The 23,880-nt window shown below is 30.5% G+C and carries 19 protein-coding genes and 1 tRNA gene; 5 read left to right on the plus strand and 15 right to left on the minus strand.

Going from position 1 to position 23,880, the window contains the following annotated elements; all coding sequences use genetic code 11:
- Window positions 1–14: 14 nt before the first annotated feature.
- On the minus strand, window positions 15–1,244 hold the full coding sequence (locus B4A23_RS07545) for an ABC transporter permease (RefSeq protein WP_291118606.1): 1,230 nt from the start codon (window positions 1,242–1,244) through the stop codon (window positions 15–17).
- Between the two features lie 75 nt (window positions 1,245–1,319).
- Between B4A23_RS07545 and B4A23_RS07550 the strand changes: the two genes are divergently transcribed.
- Complete coding sequence (locus B4A23_RS07550; protein WP_291118609.1) at window positions 1,320–2,543, plus strand: exo-beta-N-acetylmuramidase NamZ family protein; 1,224 nt, start codon at window positions 1,320–1,322, stop codon at window positions 2,541–2,543.
- Between the two features lie 4 nt (window positions 2,544–2,547).
- Complete coding sequence (locus B4A23_RS07555; RefSeq protein ID WP_291118612.1) at window positions 2,548–3,150, plus strand: hypothetical protein; 603 nt, start codon at window positions 2,548–2,550, stop codon at window positions 3,148–3,150.
- Window positions 3,151–3,199: 49 nt separating this feature from the next.
- On the opposite strand, the gene B4A23_RS07560 is transcribed toward B4A23_RS07555, so the two are convergent.
- From B4A23_RS07560 to B4A23_RS07585, 6 genes are all read right to left on the minus strand, one after another.
- Complete coding sequence (locus B4A23_RS07560; protein WP_291118616.1) at window positions 3,200–3,583, minus strand: hypothetical protein; 384 nt, start codon at window positions 3,581–3,583, stop codon at window positions 3,200–3,202.
- A gap of 107 nt (window positions 3,584–3,690) precedes the next feature.
- On the minus strand, window positions 3,691–4,032 hold the full coding sequence (locus B4A23_RS07565) for a hypothetical protein (protein ID WP_291118619.1): 342 nt from the start codon (window positions 4,030–4,032) through the stop codon (window positions 3,691–3,693).
- Between the two features lie 73 nt (window positions 4,033–4,105).
- Entirely contained in the window at window positions 4,106–5,053 is a 948-nt protein-coding gene (locus tag B4A23_RS07570; RefSeq protein ID WP_291118622.1) for a hypothetical protein, read from the minus strand.
- Window positions 5,054–5,105: 52 nt separating this feature from the next.
- Entirely contained in the window at window positions 5,106–5,534 is a 429-nt protein-coding gene (locus tag B4A23_RS07575) for a hypothetical protein (RefSeq protein ID WP_286484739.1), read from the minus strand.
- Between the two features lie 75 nt (window positions 5,535–5,609).
- Window positions 5,610–6,176 (minus strand): DUF4920 domain-containing protein, encoded by a 567-nt coding sequence (locus tag B4A23_RS07580; protein ID WP_291118626.1) that lies wholly within the window; start codon window positions 6,174–6,176, stop codon window positions 5,610–5,612.
- A gap of 11 nt (window positions 6,177–6,187) precedes the next feature.
- Entirely contained in the window at window positions 6,188–6,784 is a 597-nt protein-coding gene (locus B4A23_RS07585; protein WP_286484741.1) for an NUDIX hydrolase, read from the minus strand.
- Window positions 6,785–6,825: 41 nt separating this feature from the next.
- Here B4A23_RS07585 and B4A23_RS07590 point away from each other — a divergent pair, with 41 nt between their 5' ends.
- The 3 genes from B4A23_RS07590 (at window position 6,826) to B4A23_RS07600 (ending at window position 9,944) form a co-directional block, all read left to right on the plus strand.
- Window positions 6,826–7,224 carry a hypothetical protein gene (locus B4A23_RS07590; RefSeq protein WP_291118633.1) on the plus strand — a complete coding sequence of 133 codons (399 nt, stop codon included), beginning with the start codon at window positions 6,826–6,828 and terminating at the stop codon, window positions 7,222–7,224.
- A 93-nt stretch (window positions 7,225–7,317) separates the two neighbouring features.
- Window positions 7,318–9,612, plus strand: a complete 2,295-nt coding sequence (locus B4A23_RS07595) for a choice-of-anchor L domain-containing protein (protein ID WP_291118636.1) — start codon at window positions 7,318–7,320, stop codon at window positions 9,610–9,612.
- On the plus strand, window positions 9,612–9,944 hold the full coding sequence (locus B4A23_RS07600; RefSeq protein ID WP_291118639.1) for a hypothetical protein: 333 nt from the start codon (window positions 9,612–9,614) through the stop codon (window positions 9,942–9,944). The genes B4A23_RS07595 and B4A23_RS07600 overlap by 1 nt, the downstream gene beginning before the upstream one ends.
- A gap of 32 nt (window positions 9,945–9,976) precedes the next feature.
- Here the strand turns inward: B4A23_RS07600 and B4A23_RS07605 are convergent, their stop codons facing one another.
- The 8 genes from B4A23_RS07605 to B4A23_RS07640 form a co-directional block, all read right to left on the minus strand.
- Window positions 9,977–14,185 carry a hypothetical protein gene (locus tag B4A23_RS07605; protein ID WP_291118642.1) on the minus strand — a complete coding sequence of 1,403 codons (4,209 nt, stop codon included), beginning with the start codon at window positions 14,183–14,185 and terminating at the stop codon, window positions 9,977–9,979.
- Window positions 14,186–14,195: 10 nt separating this feature from the next.
- A complete protein-coding gene (locus tag B4A23_RS07610) occupies window positions 14,196–14,828 on the minus strand; it encodes a hypothetical protein (RefSeq protein WP_291118645.1) in 633 nt (210 codons plus the stop codon).
- Between the two features lie 159 nt (window positions 14,829–14,987).
- A complete protein-coding gene (gene typA, locus B4A23_RS07615; protein ID WP_038334507.1) occupies window positions 14,988–16,790 on the minus strand; it encodes a translational GTPase TypA in 1,803 nt (600 codons plus the stop codon).
- 183 nt (window positions 16,791–16,973) lie between these two features.
- Window positions 16,974–18,566, minus strand: coding sequence for a glycoside hydrolase family 31 protein (locus B4A23_RS07620; protein WP_291118647.1), 1,593 nt, complete (start codon window positions 18,564–18,566; stop codon window positions 16,974–16,976).
- A 79-nt stretch (window positions 18,567–18,645) separates the two neighbouring features.
- Window positions 18,646–18,718 (minus strand) — tRNA-Lys (locus B4A23_RS07625).
- Between the two features lie 185 nt (window positions 18,719–18,903).
- A complete protein-coding gene (locus B4A23_RS07630; protein ID WP_291118649.1) occupies window positions 18,904–19,827 on the minus strand; it encodes a YARHG domain-containing protein in 924 nt (307 codons plus the stop codon).
- The gene (locus B4A23_RS07635; RefSeq protein ID WP_291118651.1) at window positions 19,824–20,396 is read right to left on the minus strand and encodes a DUF2306 domain-containing protein; all 573 of its coding nucleotides are present in this window, start codon (window positions 20,394–20,396) and stop codon (window positions 19,824–19,826) included. The genes B4A23_RS07630 and B4A23_RS07635 overlap by 4 nt, the downstream gene beginning before the upstream one ends.
- A 181-nt stretch (window positions 20,397–20,577) precedes the next feature.
- Complete coding sequence (locus B4A23_RS07640) at window positions 20,578–23,688, minus strand: AsmA-like C-terminal region-containing protein (RefSeq protein ID WP_291118653.1); 3,111 nt, start codon at window positions 23,686–23,688, stop codon at window positions 20,578–20,580.
- Window positions 23,689–23,880: the final 192 nt, after the last annotated feature.

Below are 23,880 nucleotides of genomic sequence, written 5' to 3' on the forward strand. Positions count from 1 at the left end.
TAAAACATTAAATTTTATCTAAAATTAATCGCTTTTGCAGGTGTAATTTTAGATATCATATACGATGGCAAAAGTAATACAATTGCACAAACTAATAACGCTCCTGCATTCAATAAAACAATTGTGCCAAAATCTAAATAGACTGGAGCTGTTGATAAATAATAATTTTCTGCCGGAAGTTTGATAATTCCGAAATATTTCTGAATTAATAATAATCCAAGTCCAATTGCATTTCCAGCAATTAATCCTGGCAACATAATAAATAATGCGTAATTGATGAATAATTTTCGGATTCGCCAATTTGTTGCACCAAATGCTTTTAAAATTCCGATTGAATGTGTTCGTTCTAAAATTAAAATCAATAAAACCATCACCATATTAATCACCACAACAAAAAGCATGATAAAAAGAATAATGACAATATTTTTATCGAAAATTGAAATCCAATCATTAATCTGAGCAAAAGAAGCCGTAGCCGATTCTGCATACAAATTGTATGGAATATTTTCTTGCACACGCTTTGCAATTGGGTCAATATTTTCGACATCATTTACAAATAATTCAAATCCACCAACAGTTGTCGAATCCCAACGATTAAGACGTTGTACATGCTTGATATCACCAAACATAATTTGATCGTCAAAGTTTTTGATATCTGTTTTGAATAATCCAGAAATGGTAAATCGACGATAAATAGGCTTTGTATCTTCTTGAATAAAATACATCACAAACGAACTATCAACATCCAATTTCATTTCATCCGCAATCTTTTTCGATAATAAAACCTCATCCATTATCGAATCTTTATTGATTCGTGGAAAATGTCCTTTTACCATAAATTTCTCGAAACGAACCGAATCATAATCTGTTCCAACTCCTTTGAACACAACCCCACTAAAATTTTCATCCGTTCGGATAACACCACTTTTATTGGCAATTGCTTGTACATGTTCTATTTCTGGAATCGATTTAAACTTTGGATAAAAAGCTTGATGAAGTGATAATGAATCAGAATTTAATGACGTATTACTATTGTAGTTTCTAATTGTAATATGACCATTAAAATCGGCCAACTTTTCTTTGATCGCCTTTCTTGCACCAACACCAGTTGAAATCGTCACCAAAGAAACAATCAACCCCAATGCTACTGCAATTTGACCTACTCGAATAATAATACTCGATAAGTTATTTTTAGTATTTTTACCAAGCGCAATTTTTTTTGAAAACCACCAAGAAAAACTCAAATTATATATTTTTTTATAAGATTAAAACTAACTTTAGGCTTTAAATTCGCCTAAATTCAAATGATTCAAAACGAAATGAAAAACTTTGTCAAATATACATCAATTGGTTTACTTAGTTCAGTTATTTTTTTCGGCTTTTCTACTCCAATTTTAGCTCAAAATAATACATCAAAAACGATAGATAATCATTCAACTATTCTTGTTGGAGCAGAAAATACAGCTAACTATCTTTCGAAATTAAAAGGTAAAAAAGTTGGATTAATTTCTAATCAAACAGGAATTGCAACCATTAATGGAACAACGATGCATACAGTTGATTTGTTACTAAAAAATAACATCAATGTTGTTAAACTTTATTCGCCAGAACATGGTTTTCGTGGAGATGTTGATGCAGGTGCAAAAGTAAAATCTGGTGTTGATGCAAAAACTAACTTGCCAATTATTTCGCTTTATGGTGACAATAAAAAACCGAAAGCAAATCAGATTGCTGATGTAGATGTTTTGGTTTTTGATATGCAAGATGTTGGCGCACGTTTTTACACATACATTTCTACTTTGCATTATGTTTTGGAGGCTGCGGCCGAAAATGGCAAGAAAGTAATTGTGTTGGATAGACCAAATCCGAATGGACATTATGTGGACGGACCTGTAATGAAAAACGAGTACAAATCATTTGTTGGAATGCACAATGTTCCGATTGTTTATGGAATGACGATTGGTGAATATGCGCAAATGATCAACGGTGAAGGTTGGTTAGCAAATGGTATAAAAGCAGATTTGGAAATTATTCCATTGATCAATTATACGCATCAATCCAAGTACAATTTACCAGTAAAACCATCGCCTAATTTACCAAATGCACATGCGATAAATTTATACCCAAGTACGTGTTTGTTTGAAGGGACAAACGTAAACGAAGGTCGTGGAACAGATATTCAGTTTCAGGTTTATGGTTCGCCATTCCTAAAAAATATGCCTTATCAATATACGCCAACTTCAAAACCTGGTGCAACAAGTCCAAAATTTAAAGATGAAGTTTGTTACGGTGAGGATTTATCGGATGTTCCGTATCAATCTTCCATCAATTTGAAATGGTTAATCAATGCATATAAAAACAATACGAAGCAACCTTTTTGGACGATGAATGGTAAAAAATTGTGGATTGATCAACTTTCTGGAACAGATGAATTGCGTAAACAAATAGAAGCAGGTTTATCAGAAGAAGAAATAAAAGCAACTTGGCAAAAAGATTTGGAGGCTTTTATGAAGATAAGAGCAAAATATTTGATTTATAATTAAATTAATGCAAGTTAAAAGAAGCGTTCTTCAAAAACTGTCTACAAATGAATTAAATTCTTACATCAAAGATGATTCTAGATTTGTTCCTGAAGCAATAGAAATGGCTTTCGAAATTTTAAAAAATGAACGAAATATTCAGTTTTCTGAAATTGAAACCACTCGAATTAAAAATTTAATTTCATCTAAAACTATTTATCACGAAAAAGAAGAAAAGAAAAATTCTTTCGAACCTAATTTAGTTGAAGATATCGAGGAAAATAATGAGGTTCCGAAACTTCATACTAAAACTGAAATTGTTTTTCATTCAAGCGTATTTTTTTCTTTTATTGGAGCTGTATTATTATATAAAAATCTAAAAAAAATTAAAGACATAATGCTCTTTCATTATATTATTTTAGTTCTTTTTAGTCTTTTGATGTTAGTTTTTGATTATTATTTGTACGAATATATAGTTAATCATCAAGAAGAATTATCACATATTAAGTACAAACGTTTTGGTAATTTCGGGATATTTATAACAATTCGTGGAATAGCAAATTTGATTCTTATTAGTATAATATGGAATTACTTTTTTGGAAAAGATTTTAAGTATAGAGAATTAAAATAACATAAAAACGGAAGCCAAATTTGACTTCCGTTTTTATGTTTCAGAATGATTATTTTTCTCCGACAATCGCAGAAATAGATTCACCCAATTCTTTTACTTTATCATATAATTTTGTAGAACCTTTTTCAAACTCTATCGAAATTTTTCCTTCACGTGCCTTTATTTCTAAAGATTCTCCTTCTCGCCAAACATAGTTTTTTCCTTCAGTCGTTGGCTTTCCAAAAGCTTTCTCTATTTCATTTATTGCAGCTTTAGATTTTGGTTTATCAAAAATTGCCGAATACGAATAAACTTCGTTACTATCGCTCACACTAACCGAAACAGTAGAATGAGTTGTTGATCCTGAAGATTTGGCAACTGCGTGCGATTTTGTTGTTTGTCCGTTGCAAGCTAAAGCTGTTAAAGTTATTACTATAAATAATGTCTTTTTCATATTTTTATTTTTTATAAAATTCTGAAAAAGATTGATTTGCATTGGTTAATGAACGGTTAACGAAGCGTTAACACAAAAAAAGCTACAAAATAATTGTAGCTCATTTTTTACGTATTCGTATTATTTATATTTTTTGTTGCAAGAATTTTATCTCCAAGATTTTTAATTTTATCCACAACTTCTCCATTATCCGTACTTTTTTGAATCTCCATTTTGAGCGAATTATCATTCAAAATAATTTCAAAACTTCCTCGTCCAGTCCAGATATAACCAGAGTCTTCTAAAGTTCCTTCACCAAATTCTTTCTCGATTGTTTTCTTTATAATGTCTTTTTTATCCGAATTAAAAGTTCCTTTCATCGAGTAATAAGACTCTGTATTATTCGCTCTCAATTGTGCAAAAACTGCAAACGTTGATAACATTAAGAACAAGCTTAAATATTTTTTCATATTAATTTATTTAGGTTTTTGATAATTAAATATCATTAAAAATAAATTAATAGTCGTTTATTAAATACTTAAATTAATAATTCAATGCTTTTGTAATTGTTGTTCCTAATTCTTTTATTTGTTGATAAATGCTTTCTGTATCGTTACTTTTTCCAAGGTTTATTTTTAACTGATAATCTGATAAGATAATTTCATAACTTCCATTTCTGTTCCAAACCAAATCTCCTCCACTCAAATTCCCTTTTCCAAATTGTGTTTCAATTAAATCTTTTACCATATCGTTTTGTTGCGGACGAAAAACCGCTTTGTATGTATACGACATTGGATTGTCGTTCAACGCATAATTCTTGGTTGTAATCAACGTATTTTTTGGTCCTGGATTGGTGATAATTTCAGTTAATTCTTTCTCTAAATTCAGAAATTGTTGATAAAATGAATCATCAGAATTATTTTTCATCATTGAAAATTCTACTTGATCTTTTTTCAAGATAATATCATAATCAGCAGTTTTCCAGACAAAATTATCAACATTTAGAGTTGGATCTCCAAAATATTTTTCAATACTTTTCTTGATATTTGCTCGTTTATTCAACGTAAAAACTCCACGATACGAAAATGTATTTGCTTTATCATTTACAACATAAAATTTTTCTGTAATCAAACGATGTTTAAAAACAGGTTGACTGACAATCGTTGATAAATCCTTTCCTAATGTTTTTACTTTTTCATACAAAGCCTGATTATCATTGCTTTTCCCGAAGTTTATATTAACATCATTTTCTCGTACAACAATTTCGTAACTTCCATTATAATTCCAAACCAAATCGTTTTTGTTCACTTTTGGAGTATTAAATTCAGAAGAAATTCGATTAATAACCGCTTCTTTAGATCTTGAATCTAAAACTGCTTTATACGTATAAGAAACTTGTGAATCATTCTCTATAAATGGTTTATTGTAATTTGTTTGAGCTGAGACAAAAAGAGCAAATGATAAAGAAACTAAAAGTAAATATTTTTTCATTTAAGGTTTATTATTAAACGATAAATATCTGAAATTTTCAGCAAAAAACACCTTATAATTCGTTTAATATTTCAATCGTTAAGAATTCTCCAGTCATCGAATCAAAAGAAAACAAACAGTTTAGACGACTATAATCATTTGCCAAACGATTTGGATCATTATTAATAATTCTTTGATAATCACTACTTTTACGAACATGCGTTTCATCAACATTTCGATTCAAATCAAAAATATTTTGACCTTCATAAACCTTACAAATTGGATTTGGAGAAAGATAAAACTTAATCGAAGTAATCATTTCATCAACAATTTTCACAGAAATACCTTTTTCCTTATACAACACAATTTTACCTTGAGCGATATTCTGCTCTGAAATATTAGATTCAAATTCAGTTTGAAATGATTGAAATAATTCGTCATTCACCGATTTTCCGATTAAAGAAAAATACTGATTTGGATTGGCTTGAAATAAGTTTGTCATATTTTATAGAATTGATTTCATAAAAAAACCTTTCCAAAAATAGAAAGGTTTTGATTAATTATTGAGTTAAAAATATTAGTTTTCTTTTAAATAAACTCCATCAGCCTCAAAATTATATTGCAACTGAGGTTTTGTAATTTTCGCAATTTCTTCTTTCGATTGTCCTGCATCTTCTGCATAATGACGCAATTTCTCAACAGAAATTTCACTTACAAAAGCTTTTCCGTGTACAACAACATTCGCTTTTTCACCATCTAAAGGCATAAAAAAACCATAATCTTTGAAACGCACAAACGATTGTTCTTCGCCTTTTCCAAGATCAACTTTCATCCAACAACCTTTCTTTTTACAAACAGATTCTATCGTCGAAACAAACTGAACATTTTCCAAAGAATCACCACTTTTCATGTTATCATATAACTTTCCAAGCTCGTTTTTCGTTAATGTATTTTTGATATCAAACGATTCTCCATATACTTGATACGCATATAAATCGTCTATTTTTGCCGTTCCGTTATCTAAAATTTTTGATTGAGATTTAGAAGCTTTTTCAATTTTAGCTTTGGTTTCTTTTTTCATTTGAGCATTTGCTGTCAAAGCAAAAGATGTTAAGGCACAAAAAGTTAATATATATTTTTTCATTTAATTTTTATTTAGTTCAAATTTAAATAATTATCCATTAACAATTGAATATTTGGATAAGAATTTTCTAATAATTCAGGAATTTCACTCTCTTTTTTCCATTCAACCGACTCAATTCCTTCTTCAGTTTGCGGTAAAGGCAATTCAACACCATTATAAAAAACTTCGAACCAAAATGTTTCTTTGATAATATATTCTCTCAAAAAATAAATGTGAAAAGTAGGCATCAAAAATCGTTTCAACTCTAAATTTGTCAAACTACATTCTTCTTCAATTTCGCGAATTGCAGATTCTTCTCTCGATTCTCCTTTCTCCATTTTGCCTTTTGGCAAATCCCATTTTCCAAGTCTGAAAATGAATAAATAATCATCTTGCGGATTACGAACAATTCCGCCCGCAGCTTGTATATGCTTGTAATATTTTAAGAATTTCGTCCAAACAACATCAATATCTTCACTAAAAATATTGACTAAAGTTGCCGCTTTTGATGATAATAAATGAAAAGATTCATCAAATTGAGCTTCATTTTGAAACAAAATATTTTTTGCTTCTGGATTAGATTGGTTGCTGAAAGTTAACAAACTTTCATTAAAAAAAACTTTGTACATTTGAACGATTTGTTACAAATTTATAAAAAACTCACAAGGATATGAAGGTAAATACAAATAAAGTCCGTTTTGCAAAAAATCAACAAGAAGCATACTCTTTTTTGTTGGATATGAAGAATTATGAGCAATTGATGCCAGAGGACACAAAATCGTTTGAAATTCACGAATCTGGAAAAGGATTTACGGTTGGTGTTGGTGCTTTACCAAAGGTTGGAATGCGTTTGAAAGAGACAGTTGAACCATCGAAAATTGTTTTCGAATCTCCTGCACCTGCTTTTGAATATACTTTGACAATTTCTATTGATGCAGTTGATGAAAATTCGTCTGATGTTACATTAGATTTTGATGGAAATTTCAATATGATGATCGAAATGATGGCGAAAAAACCATTGACATCTTTCATTGAAACTATTGCAGAAAATTTAGGAAAAATAGGGTAAGACCATTTTTCGGTAAATAAAATTCCTAAAACTGTTAAATGAGCTTTATTTTTTAAAGTTATTTAGCAGTTTTTTTGTCTAAATTATTTTTTCATGAAGCATTTTTATTCAAAAATAATTCTCCTACTCCTTTTTACTTTTACACTAAATAGTTTTTTATTTGGTCAATATATTCAGGTAGATACATCTTTATCGAAAGAACAATTAATTGATAAATTTATTGGAACAAACACAGGTTGTATTACTATTTCCAATATTAATATTTCTGGCTACAATAGAGCTTATGATGAAATAAGCTATGGTTATTTTACAAAAGGAACTAGTAGTTTTGATCTTTCTGAAGGAATTATTTTATCTACAGGAAAAGCAAAAGATGCTGAAGGTCCAAATTCATCTTTGCAAGATTTTTGGGGAAGTAATTGGGGAGGAGATCAAGATTTGATTGATATTTTGATAAAATCTAATTTACCTCATGATAATATTTTAAATGCAACTTATCTTGAATTTGATTTTGTATCAAATCTAACAACAGATCAAATTAGTTTCGAATATATGTTTCTTTCAGAAGAATATCAATCAAGTAATTGTCAATACTCTGATGCTTTTGCCTTCTTAATCAAAAAAGCAGATAATTCTGAACCTTATCAAAATATTGCATTAGTTCCAAATACAACCATTCCTGTAACTTCATTAACCATAAATGGCGCAAGAGATTGTCCTCGAAACATATCGTATTTTGGAGGTTTTAATTCTGCAAATAGTCCAACGAATTTCAATGGACAAACAAAAGTTTTGAAAGCAAATGCAAAAATTGTAGCTGGTACAAAATATCATATCAAATTAGTAATTGCCGATCATGGAGATTCAAAAGGTCGTTATGATTCTGCCGTTTTCTTGAAAGCTGGAAGTTTTGTAGGATCAAAAAGTTTAGGTTCTGATGTTGTATTATGCCCAGGAACATCTAAAACAATAGATGCTACAACTACAAATGCTACAGCCTATAAATGGTACAAAGATGGTGAGGAAATTAGTGGTGAAACAAATGCAACATTAGTGGTAGATGAAACAGGTTATTACGAAGTAGAAATTACACTGAATACTGGTTGTTCTTTGAAAGGTCATATTAATGTTTCTGTACAAGAAGAACCGCAGATTTATCAATATAATATTCCTATTTGTGATGATGATTTAGATGGAAAAACACAATTAAATTTAGACGAATATACTGATCGAATTGTAGAAGATTATTATTCTGCTCATCAAGTGAAATATTTTGAAACCGAACTAGATGCAAATAATAATATTTCTGCTGGGATAACAAATTTCGAATTAAATAATATTCAGACGTCTAAAGAAGTTTGGATTCGTGTTCAAATCGGGACTTGTGATCCAGTTATTAAAAAAATTACTTTTACATTAAATAATTTAAGTGTTGCCAATACAATTCCTCCAATAGAAATTTGTGATGAAAATTTAAGCAATTATGAAGAAATTCTTTTATCCGATTATATTGATGACTTGGTTACGGATATTTACGGATCTCCAACTTATTATTTAAGCGAAGCTGATGCTAAAAATAGACGAAATGCTATCAGCGCAACACGAATTATCAATTTTAATCAAACATTTTGGGTAAGATTTAAACAAAATGGTTTATGCGAAAATGTTGCTCCATTACATTTTATTTTCAAACAATCTGGAAAATCATCTACTCTAAAAGATGTTACAATTTGCAAAGGAACAACGACAACTCTGGATGCAGGCCCAGGATTTAAAACTTATGAATGGTTGCATAATGGTGACAAAAGTCAATCAATTACAAATGTTCCTGTTGGAACTTATTATGTAAAATTAGGATTAAATGGTTGTTTTTATACCCAAGAAGTGAATGTTATTGAAGCCGAAGATCCAACTATTCAATCCATCGAAATTCAAGGTTCTACGGTGACTATAAAAGTTACTGGATCTACACCGCCATATTTTTATTCGTTGGATAATGGTGCTTTTCAATCTTCAAATATTTTTACAAATGTAACTTTAGGAACTCATATAATTTATGTAAAATCGGCAGATAATTGTACTCCTATTTCGAAAGAATTTTCGCTGATTAAACTAATCAATTTTATTTCTCCAAATGGAGATGGCAAAAATGATGTGTTGGATTATTCGCAATTAAAAAGTAAAATCAATCCTAAATTTGTCATTTATAATCGAAAAGGAAAATTATTATTTACAGGTTCGGAAGCTAATAATTATACATGGGATGGAAAACTGAATGGAAAAACGCTTCCTTCTGATAGTTATTGGTATATTATCGAATGGACTGAACCAAATTCAACTCAAACTCAAAAATTTGAGGATTGGATTTTATTAAAAAGTACTTATTAATGGATAATTGGATAAATTTTCCTAAAAAGGATTTGATGCTAGAAATTTATTTTTCTGAACAAAATATGAAAAACGAAACCTTAATATTTTGGAATCAAATTAAAATCTCTCCTGAAATATGGAAATGTGATGATGTTATTGAGGATAATTTTTGGGTAGTTGCTTTATGTGAAAATTATTTGATTTGGTACAATGATATTGAAGAAGGTTTTAATGTTTCGAAATTCAAAATTAAAGGTGAAATAGTAGAATATAACGCTTCTAAAAATGAATTAAGTTCTGCAATTGAAACTTTTAAAAATAAAATCAATAAAAAAGGAACATCAAATTGATGTTCCTTTTTTATTATTAATAGAATTTGTTATTATAAACCTCTCATTCTTAAAACTGGGTTCAAATACACTCCTCCACAAGCATCCAATTTTACTTGTAAAGCTAGTCGCTCTGTAGATTCGCAAGCCATTCCGCTCCCACTATCATATTTACGAGCAACATAATATGTTGTACCGCTTGAAACAATAGTTGTTAAAGGCAATGGTGTAGTTGCTGAATCTGAATTATACCATACTAAAGTAGATCCTGGTAATTGAATATCTCCCAATGTAACGACTTTATTTTTACAGAATTTATCATCAGATAATTCCGTTGGTTTAGTTGGTGTTGGATTGATAATAATTTGATCTGTAATCACACAAGAACCTGCTGTAGTTGGATCATAATTAATTTCTAATTTATATGTTCCATAACCATATAATGACAAATCAATATTTCGAGTAGTGGCAATAGGTATCGATGGGTCCGCATTGTCACCTGTTAACTTATACCACTTATATGTTGTAAATGCGTTTGGATAAAATCCGTCTGCGGACAAGAACGAAGAAGTCGTTAAATCTCTACATGCTGATACAGCTCCAAAACCATAAGTCGAGTCATCTTGAGTTTTATCAAGAAAGGTTACATAACTTGTATTATTTCCTCCATTTGTACTATAAGTTCCAAAAACTAAAATTTGATAACTAGAATTTGCGTCAATATCTTTAACAGTCAAATAATCAAAATTAGTAGGACCACTTGTTATCGTAAATTTAGCTCTAGTACCAGCTACAGAAGATACAATAGAACGTGTTACATCACAAGCTGTTCCACTTAAATTAGCTTGTTGAGTAACTTTTAGTTCTTTTCCTGCGGCAATAGAAATTTTGTTACTTAAAGAGTTTAAAACCTCTGTTGTGATATTTGAATTTGCATTAAATGTTACACCTCTTGTTGTAATACTTTTAAATACTAATGCTGCAGTTGTAGGTCCTGCAATTGTATTTGTAGATGATCTAGCATCAATAAATTCTAACATAGCAGTATTAAAAGCTGTTGTACTATTGGTTGGATTAAAATAATTAAAACTTGAAGATGAATTTGAAAACAACTTAATTATTGCATTATCTGCAGTAACTAAAAAAGTTGGAGATTGACTATCAAAACCATTCGTTAAATTAACTTTCGAATTATTGATATTTAATTTACCTGAAGCAATTGGTGCTGCAGTTGCAGCGGTAATATTTGATAAATTCATTGTAATATTTGAAGCATCAATATCTGAAGTTCCTATAAAATATAAATCATTACTTGTACTTTTATAATCATCAACTAATTTATAATAAGATCCGTCCTGAAAATTGATACGCATTTTAAGATCTGTTCCTCTTAATTGTATTTTATGTCTTGCTGTACCATCATAAGTAGCATCAGTTTGTTTACCAGAAGTAAGAATACGATTAAATCCTGTAATTATATTATTGTTTAAATACATTGAACCTGATAAATAAATATCTTTAGATCCAATTCCTTTCAGAGACATTCCAGCAGGCGAATCATTTTCAAAAATGATATTATTGATATAAATATCATTGTTTATCGCTACTTCATTTCCTTTTGCGTTTGAATATGATTTGAAATGAGCATTATCAAATTTTGTTGGAGAACATGAAGACGCATTTGCTGTACCATTTGCATTTGTAGTCCAATTGATTGAGTTATGCCACTGATTTGTTGAAGAAGTACTTCCTATCCAATATAAATTTGTAGGAGTTGCAGGATTAATAGATGTATAACCTGTCGAATTTGTAACACTTCCTGATATATTAATACTATAACCAGCATTCTTCGTAAAATCAATTTTTCGCACATCATAACCTTTTAAAGTTAAAACATTTGGCGTATTTGTTTCATCTGTTACAGTTGATGCGACCTTAAAATTAACATTATATGTTTGTCCATCTAAAATTGTAACCAATTGACATGTTCCTGTATTAATCGTCTGATATTTATCAATAATATTTATTCGATATGCGCTATCAAAAGCAATTAAATTACCTGCGTATACTTTCAATTCATTAATATTAACTTGGTTTGCGGCTGTCGAAAAAATACCTGCACCTTCAGTTCTAAAAGTCGCATTTGGCTCTAATTCTATATAACTAGCATCAAAGACACCTGATATTGTTTGACCTATAGTACTATTCGAGTTTTTTAATATAATTTTATTATACTTCAACTTATTATCGATCGTATAATCATTGGTATCACCAGCAGCATTAAAACTTTGATATATATTAAGCGTACTAGAACCAGCATTTAAAGTAAACTGTCCAGCAGGGTTAGTGGTATTTACATTATTATACGTCCAATATTTTGTATTGACAATACTATTATTTAAATACAAATTCGTTTTAAAAGAAGAACCTTTTGCTATTGTTCCATTGAAATCATTAAAATTTACTGTTGCTGCATCAAATATTAATGATCCATTCTCTAAGACAAATGTATTTCTATTTACATCTGCAAAATTATAATAAGAAAAATCTGTACCTTTTAAACTTAATGCTCCTCCACCAGTTACAACTAATCTATCTCTATTTGAAGTAGAGCCTTTTAATATTCCATTATTTAATGTAATTGTTTCAGGAGAATTAATATTTGTAGACTTAGGAACAAAATACAAGTTTCTAATACTTAGTGTAGCTCCTACTTGTAATTGTAAAGAACCTCGTATTGTAAATGCATCACTTGCTAAACTAAAAATTTCAAATGTTTTCCCTATAAAATCTGGTAAAACAGTGAAATTATGAATATCAATTACTCGATCAATATCTATTCTTCCTGAAATAGTAGAATTTGCATTAAAATATACATTATCATTTGAAGATGGTAAAGTAGCAACAGGTGATTGTACTGATCCACTAGAACTCCAGTTAGCTAAATCTGTCCATGTTTTTCCATCACCTTTTCCTCCCCAATAATAATCTACAGCAACTCCACTAGTCACATTTATATTTTTATTCAAATTTTCTAAAACTGAATTAGTAAATGTGACTACATTCTTAGAATAAATACCATTTGCAATCATATTACTGTATGCAGGTATTGAAGTTGTAGGTATATCTAAATGAGCTAAAGTATTATCTTTTGATAAATATGATTTAAACTTTGTAGTTCCTGAAGATGAAGGATTAAAATTAAGATTTGTCACCTTTACATTAGGATTTATACTTGGTGTTGTCTGTGTAGAAGTACCATAAAATCGATACTCATATCCTTTGTCAATTGTTAAATTAGTCACTAATAAATTAGCCGTATCAAAATATGTACTCGTATTTTTTATCGTTAAATTTGTAATGGTTAATTTATTATTGTTAATAATACTAGAAACTCTCGTTGAATAATTATTAGCATTATCGATGATTACTTTTGGTAAAGTTAGATCTGTTTTTTCTATAGTTAATCCATAGTAAAATGTAGATACAGACGTATTATGATTCATACTACCAGTAGGGTCATATCCTCCTCCATGAATATATATAGTTGAGTTGGTTAAATCTGATTTTGCTATACTAAAATCTACAAACCATAAAGATTCTATATTTAAAGTAGTTCCTGCTAATTTAATTCCACTGTTACTGTTTAAAACTTTTAACATTCCTGCAGAATTTTCATTATTGTTAGCGTATTTCTTTAAGATAATTGATCGATTAGATAAGTCTATCGTTGTTCCATTATCTACAATAATAGACATTGCATTAAAATTATTTGCAATAACAATGTTAGTTCCTGAATTGAAAACTAAATAAACAGCAAGTTCATTATTATTCAATATAGGGCTATTCTTAAGAATTAAAGATCCAACATAATTAATATCACCTGAAGAACTACTAGAAAAACTAGCTCGAGATGATAAATTCATTACTCCATTAACAGTTAAAGTTTTAGAAGAGCCGTTAGGAGCCGTTAATCTAAATGTAAAATCATTTGTAGTAGAATTAGATGTAAAATTATTAAAAACAATATTTGATTGACTAAAATCAACATTAAACTTTGTTGCTCCATCTGTAAAAAAAACATTATCACTAGCGCCCGGAGCTACTGTAGGTGTCCCTCCATTTACACTTCCTAAAGCCCAGTTTTGTAAAGAATTATAATTACTATTTGAGCCTTTACCTGTCCAATAAAAATCAGCTGCGAATGCTTTCGTACTAAATAAACTTAGTACAAAAACAAAAAATAAATAGATTTTTTTCATGTCCTATTTATTAATTTCTAACCTTAAAAACTACATTAATAAATGTCTTTTCTGTGATTGTTGGCGTAGCCGGAACAGTGTAAGTTAATTTGCCGTCAGTAGATAAACTTGGAGAAGTAAATACTGTTTCATCTATATAAGTGATAAAATAAGCTAATTGACCAACTGTATAGGCTGTTAAAGGTGTATCTACATTTGAAGAATATTTTGGTGTTCCAAATTGATTTTTATATTCCAAATATAAATCCACAGTATGTGTTCCAGGAGTTGTATCCAATGCAATACTTGGAGCATAAAAAACCATAGGCTTAGCTTCATTATCTGTATTCAAAACTCTATTCCATTTTGTTCCAGTCCAAAAATAAAAGCCTGGTGTTACATTATTTGGAGAAGTTCCTGTTGTCGATGTATTGTACACAAACAATGATTCTGGAGCTGTAGACGTTCCTGTAATTGGTGCCAATGTCGTTGTAGATGTTAAAGCTACTCTTGGTAATAAAATTCCTTTTGTTGTAGAACTTGCATCTAAAATTGAATTCGTATCTGGTGTGAATGAAGTTGCCGAACTGATTCCAACTTGAGCAAATGAAGCTGTAGATAATAGCAAAGTTATCACACTTGCTAAAAGATAGATTTTTTTCATGGGTAAATAGATTAAAGACTGATTAATAAGCAAATGTAATTCAGTACATTAAATCAAAAAATCACTAATTATAGTGATTTTTTGATTTAATAAATATTGACCCATAAAAAAAACCAGAAGATTAACTTCTGGTTTTTTGTGATATATAATTTCAAATGATTAGCTCATTGATTTTTCGAAACGTTTACGATCTACTTCTTTTAAGTGAATTTTACGTAAACGGATGAAGTTTGGAGTTACCTCGATACATTCATCAGCTTGGATATATTCCATGCATTCTTCCAAAGTCATTTCTGTTTTTGGAGCGATAGAAGATGAATCATCTTTACCAGCTGCACGAATATTATTTAATTTCTTAGCCTCAACAACGTTTACTACTAAGTCATTGTTACGAGAGTGCTCTCCGATAATCATTCCTTCGTAAACTTCTTCACCTGGCTCGATAAAGAATTTTCCACGATCTTGTAATTTATCAATAGAATAAGGAGTTGATGTACCTTGATCTTTCGAAATAATTACACCTGCAGAACGACCAGCGATTGCTCCTTTGAATGGTTTATACTCTAAGAAAGTGTGTGCCATTACAGCTTCACCAGCAGTAGAAGTTAACATTTGAGAACGTAATCCGATTAATCCACGAGATGGAATTTCGAATTCTAAGTGTTGCATTCCTTCTTTTGCTTCCATTACTAATAAATCACCTTTGCGTTGAGTTACTAAGTCGATTGCTTTAGAAGAATAATCATCTGGAACATCAATTACTAATGTTTCGTATGGTTCACATTTTACACCATCAATTTCTTTGAAGATTACTTGAGGCTGACCAACTGTCAACTCATAACCTTCACGACGCATAGTTTCGATTAATACAGATAAGTGCATGATACCACGTCCGTAAACTAATTGTGTATTAGAATCTTCTGTTGGTTCTACACGTAAAGCTAAGTTACGCTCTAACTCATCTTCTAAACGTTCTACTAAGTGACGAGAAGTAACAAATTTACCATCTTTACCAAAGAATGGAGAGTTGTTAATTCCGAAAGACATATTCATTGTAGGCTCGTCGATGTGCATAACTGGTAATGCTTCTGGATTCTCTGGATCTGCAATTGTATCTCCAATTTGGAAACCATCGATACCAACAACAGCACAAATATCACCCGCTTTTACCTCAGTAGCTCTTACTTTACCTAAACCAGCAAATGTATATAATTCTTTGATTTTATGTTTTTTGAACGTTCCATCAGGTTTTGTTAAAGCAACCCAATCTCCTTCTTTAATAACACCACGACTTACTTTACCAACTGCGATACGTCCTAAGAATTTAGAATAATCTAAAGATGTAATTTGCATTTGTAAAGAACCTTCATAAGCTTCTGGAGCAGGAACATGTTCAAGAATACCATCCATTAATGGAGAAATATCGTCTACACGTACATTTTCTGTATTGAACCATCCTTGTTTAGATGAACCATAGAACGCTGGGAATTCCAATTGCTCTTCTGTTGCATCTAAGTTGAAGAATAATTCGAAAACTTTATCATATACCTCATCAGGACGACAGTTTTCTTTATCAACTTTGTTAATTACAACTAATGGTTTTAAACCTAATTCTAATGCTTTACTCAAAACGAAACGCGTTTGAGGCATTGGTCCTTCGAAAGCATCAACTAATAAGATAACCCCATCAGCCATTTTCAATACACGCTCAACTTCTCCACCGAAATCCGCGTGGCCAGGAGTGTCAATCACATTGATTTTTACACCTTTGTAATCTACCGAAGCATTTTTAGAAAAGATCGTAATCCCTCTCTCACGCTCGATATCATTGTTATCCATGATTAATTCACCAGACTCTTGGTTTTCTCTAAAAACGTTTCCGCTGTGAAGAATTTTGTCAACCAATGTAGTTTTACCGTGGTCAACGTGTGCGATAATCGCAATATTTCTAATGTTTTGCATCCTTGAAAATTATGGGTGCAAATTTACGACAAATTTATTTTTTATTACTATACTTTTGATTTTATTTAATTTTAGCAATAATTAATTTAGAAAAATTTAATATTACTGAATACTTTTTACTAAAACGTTGATTTATTTGCAGATTGATTAATTTATTCGATCAAAATATTGATATAAATTTAATTAATCTAATTTCTCAAAATAAGGAATTCTATTCAATGGAACATCAACTTGTATAATTTTACCTCCTTGTTGTATTTTTCCTAAATCATCTTTCCATTTACCTTTTGGCAACTTGATAGCTCTTTTATTTTCGGCTGTAACAACTGGCGCAACCATGTATTTTTTTCCTAACATATATTGATCAGTAATTTGTTCAAATCCCTGATTTGGAAATTCATATTCCATATGACGCACAATTGGCTCGCCTGTTTTAGATGAAATTTTAGCATATTCTAAAATATAATCGCCAAATTTTTCGTGTAATTTCGCTGCATCTATTACAATCTCTAAGTTTTCTTTACTCAAAATTCGCCAAGGCGCTACAGAAAACTGCATCATCGGCATCATTGCATGTATTTGAGTAGAACGCACAATAAGTGTTTGGTCAAATTGATCTTTTTTTATATTTAAAAAAGTAGTAAAAGACCCTCCTCCAATCATATCTGGGCATGTATACGCATATCCCAATAATCCTGCAGAAATCATATCTGGAATCAGCATTTGAACAGCTTTCCATGAATAAGGTTTATCGCCCAAACGTTGTACCAATGGCTGACCTCCCAATTGCCAACCTGCGCGATATTCATTAAAAGGAAACTCTAAACCAATCTCACTCCACGCTTTTGTATGATCAACAGAAATAGCATTTTTATCGTAACTATCAATATAATTTTCGTCGTAAAATCCATTATCTCCAGCATCAAATTTAAACCCATCAACACCATATTTTGCTTGCATATCCTTTAACTGTTTTATAAAATAAGCTTTCGCTTCTGGATTTGTCAAATCATAACATGCACTTTTTCCATTCCACCACGAAATAATTGCAGGAGTATTCTTTCCTTTTTCTTTAATTAAATATCCTTTTGCTTCTAAAGCTCTGTATTGCTCAGAATCTGCACTCACGAAAGGAGAAATCCAAACCATAACTTTGAATCCCATCGAATGCATTTCATTAATCATTCCTTTTGCATCAGAAAATTTCTCGGCTCTAAAATCAAAGTTACCATAATAACGTTGCCAATTGTCATCAATCATTAACACACCTTCTGGAAAACCATTACTCTTTATTGCATTCGCATATTTTAGAATATCAGTTTGATTTTGATTATACATTAATTCAATCCAAGTATTATATTGTGGTTTAACAAACAATAACTCGTTCGGTAAAATAAAGTTTGATTTAAAATGACGGTTACTAGCATCTAAATAAGCACTTTTCAACGTATTTCCACTTTTCTGAATTTGGATATTTTCGTATTTAGAATCTAATATTAATTGATTATTCTTGACTTCAAATTTGAATGGCTTATCACTCCAAACATATCGTCCTTTATTTGATAAAAACAAGGGAACAACCTGATTATTATTATTCTGAAGTGCTAAATCAAACTGTTTTACAGGCTGAATATAAGGCATTTTAGAGCCTAAGGCTACTACTCCGCCCCACCAAAATTCGTCTTTATCATAATTGATAATCGTTACGTTTTGAGCATTTAAAATGTAAGTAGATGATAATACCGCAAGAGTTAAAATTGATTTTATGAAATTCATTGTGTTAATTATTTGTATAAATATATTGATAATAAAACAACAAAAAAATCTGCTACACTTTTGTGTAACAGATTTTTCGTGACTCGTCTGAGGCTCGAACTCAGGACCCCGAAATTAAGAGTTTCGTGCTCTACCAACTAAGCTAACGAGCCAAAATTAATAAACACAACAAACAAAATTATCTTGATTTGCTCTGCAAAGTTCTTTCAGAACATAGGTTTTATCGAGAAAAAACAATTGTATTCTTCAATTTAACCTATAAAGCAAAATGATAATCCTGCTATCTTATTTTCGGATTGAGTTTTAACTCATTTTATCTTAATCAAAATTCTAAATTTTAACGTCCATATTGTTGGTAATTATCCGTTGCATATTTCTCAAAACGCTTCAATAACGCAATATTATCTTTCTCGATTGGCGACAATTTATTCTCAACGTTTGTATACAACGGCACATACCAATCTACATAATCAAAAAATTGTCGTGCGCCACGATTCGCAAACGAATATCCATGACGCGCATAAATTGTATTGCGAATAATCTCTAAATCTAATTTATGAAGATTTTTCAATTGTTTTTCCGTCAACTTTTGCGTTGATCCATTTATCTTATAAATATCATCCGAAGCAGCACGTTGCACATCATAAAAATATTCTTCACCATCTCCAGTCTCATCGTATTTTTTCTTTTTAGAGTTTACCCAATCTATATTTGCATAAGAATCTTCATATTCCATATCATCTTTAGCTTTCTTCAAAATATTCTCAGGATTATAGTTAAACTCCGTTTTCTTCAAGCTAAATTTTCGAGAAAGTACAGGTAAATCTTTACGTTTCGAAATCCAAGTTCCATAAATTGAATCATCTTTTTCAGAAATATTAAACTTAAAAGTCCCATCATATTTTTGATCGCCAGGTTCATTCACCATCACATAACGCGAATTTCCTTCTTTCACCAAATCACCTTTAAATGGTCTAATATTTCCCGCCGAAACACTATATCCTTCAACCGTATTATCATTATTTATTTTCTGAATAACGACACTAATTCTATTTTGATACGACCATTTATCACCTTTATCATAATCAACTGAATCTGCCTCAAAAATTCCAGACCAAAGCCCAACATCTTCTTGCGTTGGCTCGATATGAATTGATGAAATCGTGTCATTAGAATCATTATTCTTAACGGCATTTTTTTTGTCATCTTTACAACTAAGAACAACAAGTGTAGTGCAAATAAGTAGTGCTAATTTTTTCATATTTTAGATTGTTTAGTTTTATAAATATAATATTCTACAAGCAATAAATTGGGTACAAATCCCAACCATGCAATTATTTGATAAACATCCATAGGCGCAGGATGAAAAAGATAAACCAAAATCACTTTCCAAGCGCGTAACGTAAGCGCAGAAACAGCCAACGCATAACTACGAAGCATAAAATTTCGGTGAGATTGAATGTTTTTCTGTTTGATTTTAACAACTGCAATTACCGTAAAAATCCACCAAAGAATACCGAGAATTACAAAAGCAGTTTTCGCAATTAACTCTCCATTTGCATAAAACCCAATATAAATTCCGCTCGGCGCAGCCAATAAAACAGTAATATAAAAATAAAATTTACCGAAAAACTGATGTGTTTTTCTGATTTGTTGATTGGTAATTTTAATGAACTGGACAATTCCAAAAAACAATGTAAATATTGCTGAATAAACGTGAATATAAAAGATTGTTAAATAACTTGGAATCGTTGTCACCTCATCTTGTTTGATGGCTAAAAATGAAACATCCGACGAAATCGGAATATAACGCAACGTGATTTGCAGCATTAATCCGAAGAAATAAAGCCAAACAAGGAAAAGTAGTATTTTCCACCACGAGGTATTTTTTATTGCAGTTGTAAGTTTCAGATTTGGTTGATTTTGAATCTAAAAATACACTTTTTATTGATGATTCGCAATCACTATTTATAATGAAAAAATCCCTCAGAAATTCTGAAGGATTTTGTATTTATTGTTTGACTTGAACAGCTTCCTGCTTCGCCTTTTCTTCTTCTAACGATTTTTGATATTCACCAAATTCGTCATCCGTTTCATTTAAATCTTCTTTGTGATATTTCCCCACTTCAACCTCAAACGTATCCGCTGGACCAGTAATTTTGATCGGAATTCCGATAATCCCAAACGGAGGCAAACCAAGTCGCATACCGAGATTCATATAACCATCTAACGTCACTTGACCTTCGATTCGTGGACGAAAACCTGCAATTTTAAATTTCGTACGGTTTATCGTAATTACATTATTTTCAATCTTTGTTTTGAAGGTCACTTTCTTCACATTCGCATCATGCAACGCGTCTGTCGAAGTTTTTTCTGCAACAGAATTGAATACTTTAAATCCTAAAAATTTAATTTCTTCTAACGTAAAATCTCCTCCTCCTTTTATGGTTTTCAATTTCGGAAACATATCTGCACCCAAATCACCTTCGAGCTGATAATCCATCGAAACTTTTCCATGCGCTTTTTCCGCTGCACTTGCCAATTCTCTAAACAACGTAATTTCGTGATAAGCTCGCTGAATATCGAAGTTATTAGCTTTTACAGTGAAATTAAATTTCGCTTTTTTCGCATTTGTTGGCACATAATTTCCGTTCATTGTAAATTCAGAACCAATCAAATTAAATTTGGTATTTTGAAGCTCAAGATTCCCTTGTTTCAAACCTAAATCTCCTTCGAAATTTTGCAACGTAATATCTTTAAATAAAACTTCTTTTGCTTGACCTTTTATCGACAATTCTACATTTTTCGGCAACAAAACCACACCTTCTTCCGCTGCAATCGAGTTAGTCGCTGTCGATTCGGTATTAAATGCCATAAAATCATCAATATTGACACGACTTGTTTTGAAATTAATAGTTCCTTTTAGCGTTTCATTGTCTTTTAAAGCATAATTGATATAATTCGAAACATCTCCATCAAATACAAAAACATTCTTTTTATAACGCGCTTTTACATCTTTAAAAGTCAAATGACTTCCTTCAAATCGGAAATCTCCTTGCTTGATAACAAATTTGCTCGGAAAGAATTTTGTATTAATCTTAATGTTCTGGATTTTCACAAAACCTTTGTTTTGAAAACTCTCCAAAGGCGCTCCATTATTCCCTTTTACACCAAAATTAGTTTCAATCAACCCATCAACATCTAAACCTTCGATTGGAAATAATTTGTAAATATTGGCTAAATTCAATTCACCTTTTGAATGAATTCGATAATCTAAATTATTTAAATTCTTCAGATTTGCATTCACCATAAATGGTTTTCCTGCCAATGTAAATTTGATAGGTAAAACATCTATTGATAAATCGTTAAATGATCCTCTACCCGATTTTATATGCGTTTCTACCGTAATATTTTCTAAAGGCAAATTCGGATATTCATGCAATTTGATGTAACCATTTTTAAGAATAACGACCGAATTAGAAACTGGAACTTTTTTACGTTTTGGCTCATACGTTCCGTTTGCTTTCATTTTCACAAACAAATCACCTCGCATGTCAATATTCTTTATTGGATAAATTTTGTAGATATCCTCTAAATGAATCTTAGCACCAAAATCTGCATTAATCGGAAAATTATTCAGATTTTTCAATTCCAATCGTCCAATCATATAATTATCCATCGCTTTTGCATCAATTTTATGAACCAAAACAGACGTATTTTTGACATTTCCATCTGTATTTTTCATCGTCAAATCCAAATTAATATGATCCAAAGCAGCAGGCATTTCATTCATTTTGAAATAACCATTTTCAAGATTAGCTTTTAGATAAAATATTGGAATTTTTTGCAAAGGATTTTTTGCATTCTGAACGATAGAACCTTTCCAACTTCCTTCCATATCAAGAATTCCTTTTGCATCAAATTGATTGAAACCTGTTGCATTTTTCAAGGCTTCCAAATCAATACTCGATTCGATAATTCCTTCCGAAAACATTGTTTTTCCAGCCCAATACGTGAAATTAGTTTTTGTTGTTCCATCTAACAATTTGAAATCAAGATTTTCGACTTTCACACGCATTTTATCAGGATCCAACGCTTGCAAATCAATTGTAGAAACAAGGTTTATATTTTTGATTGGTGAAGATGATTTCTTATAATTCATCCATCCATCATCAATTTTTGCATCAATATGAATATCAGGATTCTGATTCGTTGTCGCATTCATTATTCCTTTCATCGTAAAAAGAATCGTCGAAGAACCTTTCAATTCCACATCTTTTGCCCATTCCTGGTACGCTTCCGGAATAATCGCAGGAATATATTGCAAATCATATTTCTCTGATGAAATCGTCAAATCAAAAACTTTGCTTTCATTTGGCATCAACAAAGAACCTTTCAACGAAAAAGGAAATTGACCTAATTCGAGATTATTTTCTGTAAAATAAAAGGATAAATTATTTAAATCAATTTTTGAATTGATCTTTCCTTTTAAAGGTAAATTCTTAACATATTTCTCTTCATCAAAACTAAAATTGACATTTTTGATATCTGTTTTTGCATTTAATGTTAATTGATTTTCTGTAAAATCTATCAGTCCATCGTAATCAAATTGATCTAATTTTAGATAAGTTTTAGATGATTGATCGTCATATAAAAAGTTAGAATTTGCGATTTTAAAATTATTCAACGCTAATCCTACGCTCGATTCTTCTTCTTTTTCAACCTCATCAGAAGGTTGCATAATATCAAAATTATTACGCCCTAAACTATCTATTTTCAGATTAATCGTTGCATCTGTAATAAATAATTCATTGAAAATTATTTTATCATCAAACAATGTTTTGACATCAACACCAAGTGCAATTTCTTTCGCAGAGATTAAATTTTCGGTTTGATAAGGCGTAGAACCTTTGATGAAAGAATCCGTTAAAGTAACTGTTAGCTTAGGAAAATGATTGAAAAACGAAATATCTAAATCTTTAAATTCAATTTCAGTTTTTACATAATTTTCGACAACGCTTTTTATGCCTTCATTAATTTGATCCTTAAAAAAATAAGGCGATACATATAAAACCAATGCAATTCCACCCAAAGAAAATCCAGTAATCTTGACTACTTTCATTAATTTTGAGAGAACTGTTTTTTTCTTCTTCATAATCATAAAATCGGTTGAACAAAGTAACTGAGAATAGAAGTTAATCGGAAACAATACGATATTTATTTACCGCAACATTTATCATGTTAAACTCAATTATTTTGCATAAAAAAAAGCCAAACATTTCTGCTTGGCTTCTTGTGACCTGGCTGGGGCTCG

Source organism: Empedobacter sp. UBA7248 (assembly GCF_002472945.1).
GTDB classification, from domain to species: domain Bacteria; phylum Bacteroidota; class Bacteroidia; order Flavobacteriales; family Weeksellaceae; genus Empedobacter; species Empedobacter falsenii_C.

Bases quoted from the DNA above. Each gene is read 5' to 3' on its own strand.
- B4A23_RS07550 (WP_291118609.1), top strand. From the start codon at position 1,320: ATGAAAAACTTTGTCAAATATACATCAATTGGTTTACTTAGTTCAGTT.
- B4A23_RS07555 (WP_291118612.1), top strand. From the start codon at position 2,548: ATGCAAGTTAAAAGAAGCGTTCTTCAAAAACTGTCTACAAATGAATTA.
- B4A23_RS07560 (WP_291118616.1), bottom strand. From the start codon at position 3,583: ATGAAAAAGACATTATTTATAGTAATAACTTTAACAGCTTTAGCTTGC.
- B4A23_RS07565 (WP_291118619.1), bottom strand. From the start codon at position 4,032: ATGAAAAAATATTTAAGCTTGTTCTTAATGTTATCAACGTTTGCAGTT.
- B4A23_RS07570 (WP_291118622.1), bottom strand. From the start codon at position 5,053: ATGAAAAAATATTTACTTTTAGTTTCTTTATCATTTGCTCTTTTTGTC.
- B4A23_RS07575 (WP_286484739.1), bottom strand. From the start codon at position 5,534: ATGACAAACTTATTTCAAGCCAATCCAAATCAGTATTTTTCTTTAATC.
- B4A23_RS07580 (WP_291118626.1), bottom strand. From the start codon at position 6,176: ATGAAAAAATATATATTAACTTTTTGTGCCTTAACATCTTTTGCTTTG.
- B4A23_RS07585 (WP_286484741.1), bottom strand. From the start codon at position 6,784: ATGTACAAAGTTTTTTTTAATGAAAGTTTGTTAACTTTCAGCAACCAA.
- B4A23_RS07590 (WP_291118633.1), top strand. From the start codon at position 6,826: ATGAAGGTAAATACAAATAAAGTCCGTTTTGCAAAAAATCAACAAGAA.
- B4A23_RS07595 (WP_291118636.1), top strand. From the start codon at position 7,318: ATGAAGCATTTTTATTCAAAAATAATTCTCCTACTCCTTTTTACTTTT.
- B4A23_RS07600 (WP_291118639.1), top strand. From the start codon at position 9,612: ATGGATAATTGGATAAATTTTCCTAAAAAGGATTTGATGCTAGAAATT.
- B4A23_RS07605 (WP_291118642.1), bottom strand. From the start codon at position 14,185: ATGAAAAAAATCTATTTATTTTTTGTTTTTGTACTAAGTTTATTTAGT.
- B4A23_RS07610 (WP_291118645.1), bottom strand. From the start codon at position 14,828: ATGAAAAAAATCTATCTTTTAGCAAGTGTGATAACTTTGCTATTATCT.
- typA (WP_038334507.1), bottom strand. From the start codon at position 16,790: ATGCAAAACATTAGAAATATTGCGATTATCGCACACGTTGACCACGGT.
- B4A23_RS07620 (WP_291118647.1), bottom strand. From the start codon at position 18,566: ATGAATTTCATAAAATCAATTTTAACTCTTGCGGTATTATCATCTACT.
- B4A23_RS07630 (WP_291118649.1), bottom strand. From the start codon at position 19,827: ATGAAAAAATTAGCACTACTTATTTGCACTACACTTGTTGTTCTTAGT.
- B4A23_RS07635 (WP_291118651.1), bottom strand. From the start codon at position 20,396: ATGCTGCAAATCACGTTGCGTTATATTCCGATTTCGTCGGATGTTTCA.
- B4A23_RS07640 (WP_291118653.1), bottom strand. From the start codon at position 23,688: ATGAAAGTAGTCAAGATTACTGGATTTTCTTTGGGTGGAATTGCATTG.